At 57.0% G+C, this 1,200-nt stretch carries 2 protein-coding genes; both read left to right on the top strand.

Annotated elements, in window-relative coordinates:
* The coding region (locus tag ADK28_RS08335) for a type VI secretion system baseplate subunit TssG (protein ID WP_048795395.1) at nucleotides 1–237 on the top strand (237 nt) is incomplete at its 5' end.
* Nucleotides 238–239: 2 nt separating this feature from the next.
* Nucleotides 240–1,200, top strand: a 961-nt coding sequence (gene tagH, locus ADK28_RS08330) for a type VI secretion system-associated FHA domain protein TagH (protein ID WP_048795394.1), incomplete at its 3' end; no start/stop codon positions are given.

Raw genomic sequence — 1,200 nt, 5'->3', positions numbered from 1 at the left:
CTTTCATTTCGTGATTTTCTCCGTTTTCTGCCGGATGGCGATCAGCATCAGCCGTTGGTGCGCTTTATGTCATTCATTCTGCGCGACCAGCTGGCTTGGGATCTGAGCCTCGGTTTTGGCTATCAGCAGGCAAACGGAATGCGTCTCGACAATCATCAGGGCGCGAGCCTGGGCTGGAGCAGTTTTCTGGGGACGCCGCCTGAGATGGGCCGCGTCATGATATGCGTGCAGGAGTAGGCATGAACAACAGTACACAACAGCTTTCATTACTGGTCATTAACAGCGCTCAGCTGGAGGGCGACTCTCAGGTTCAGCACCATTTCGGGCCGGAAGGGGGGACACTTGGCGCATCGGATCAGGATAACTGGCAGCTTCGGGAAAGTATTGGCTCGGTTCTGCCGGGGCATGCACGCATTGACGTTATTGACGGGCATTTTTGTCTGCACGACCAGAGCGGACAAACATTCATAAATGGTTCGGGGTCACCGGTGGGCGGAGACCGGCACGTCAGGCTGAGTCCGGGAGATGAACTGACCGTGGGGCCGTTTCAGATCCGGGTGTCCCTGGGGCAGAGACATCAAGATCCTGCGCTGGATGAACTGATGGATAACCGACCACAGCGGGATATGGCTACATGGCTTGAAGATACTCAGCACGACGCCGGAACGACGCATACGGTAACAAAGGCGCCTCGACAGGATGATCCTCTTGGGGCGCTGCAACAGGATAGCCACAGCGTGTCATCGCTGGTGACAGGGAGTATGCCTCAGCCTGCATTCTCAGAACAGACAGGCGAGCTTTCTGAAGGAAAAGAGACAGTGAATCAGTCATTTATTGAACTACCGGGTGTGGGACGTACCGGCCTTACACATGACGAGAGCATGGTGGCCGCGCTAGAAATCGTGATGTCCGGTATGGGGGGAAACCTTGCGGTTGCCGGATCGTCTACCGCCGCAGAGATGTTGTTCGATATGGGCAGAACCCTGCGTGCGGTGGTGGAAGGGCTGCTGGCGCTTCAGGCTGAACAGGGGGCGCTTGCCGACAAACTGCTGCGCCCGATTGAAGATAACCCTCTGCGCCTGGGGCTTGATTATCACGACACCCTCTCGCTGCTCTTTGCCGAAGGGCAAAGCCCGGTGCATCTGTCGGCACCGGCCGCCGTGAAAGAACTCCTCAGTAATATCCGCCTGCAGCATGCGG

Origin of the sequence: Serratia sp. 506_PEND (genome assembly GCF_001076875.1) — a bacterium.
Classification (GTDB): Bacteria; Pseudomonadota; Gammaproteobacteria; order Enterobacterales; family Enterobacteriaceae; genus Serratia; species Serratia marcescens.
This window is presented reverse-complemented; position numbering and strand designations above follow the sequence as displayed.